Consider the following 863-nt stretch of genomic DNA (forward strand, 5'->3'; position numbering starts at 1 on the left):
GGAGTGGGTGTTGGACAACTGGCGTAATAATTACATCAACAGCCTTGGCGATGGAAAACCCCGTTTTGATCCCCAGTCGAAACAGCGTGTGGTGCGCGGAGGCAGTTATAACGACTCAGCCAGTGCTCTGCGTTCATCCGCCAGGGCCGCCCTGCTCCAAACCCAAGCCGATCGCTATACCGGTTTTCGTGTCGTTCGGGATATCTATCTCAAACCCGGTCGGGTTGACCTGGAGAGGTGGGGAGACTGGTGGCTGTCACAGCAGGAGGCAACCCACTATACGGTGCAACTCTTTGCCCTCAACCAACTGAACAAGTTGGAAGATCTCATGAAACGTCATCCGGGTCTGGCCCTAAAGGTCGTCAGCGCGAACGATAAAGATTTCAAATACCGGATTCTTTACGGGTTCTTCGCGACAAAAACCGCCGCCGAGGAAGCTTTCAACAAACTGCCAGAAGCTTTACGGAAACAGGTACCCCGTCTGGTGGTTAAGCAGATTGGTGAGTTGTAGGGTGAAAAAAGATCCGCACATGGCGAACACTGAGGAACGTGTAGGGTGTGGTGAGTAAAACGAACCGCATCAATCGCGACAGATGCGGATCAAAAGAGCCTTTGAGATGGTGTTTCGGCAGATCGGGCTAGAGGAGGGGACCCTGGTCAAGATTCTCCACACCGCCGTCGGTCTGGGTTTCCCGACGTTCGATCTCCGTCTTCAGACTATGTATGCCGTTACCATAGTGTAGCGATCCTGTGAACTGAGGAAATTCACGCCGGTGCCGCTGAATCAACGGGGCATTGCTGCCAAAGTAGTAGCGCAGCCCAAGGAAATAGTAGCTGTAGTCACCCTCACCCTTGGCTGCACC

Annotated in this window: 2 protein-coding genes; one reads left to right on the forward strand and one right to left on the reverse strand. The window is 53.5% G+C overall.

Annotation, left to right across the window (positions count from 1 at the left end; genetic code table 11):
• On the forward strand, nt 1–511 hold a 511-nt coding region (locus tag G9Q73_RS07230; protein WP_177419189.1), incomplete at its 5' end, for an SPOR domain-containing protein.
• A 127-nt stretch (nt 512–638) separates the two neighbouring features.
• Here G9Q73_RS07230 and G9Q73_RS07235 read toward each other — a convergent pair.
• The coding region (locus tag G9Q73_RS07235) for a hypothetical protein (RefSeq protein WP_304956572.1) at nt 639–863 on the reverse strand (225 nt) is incomplete at its 5' end.

The organism is endosymbiont of Lamellibrachia barhami, from assembly GCF_011947365.2.
Lineage (GTDB): Bacteria > Pseudomonadota > Gammaproteobacteria > Chromatiales > Chromatiaceae > QGON01.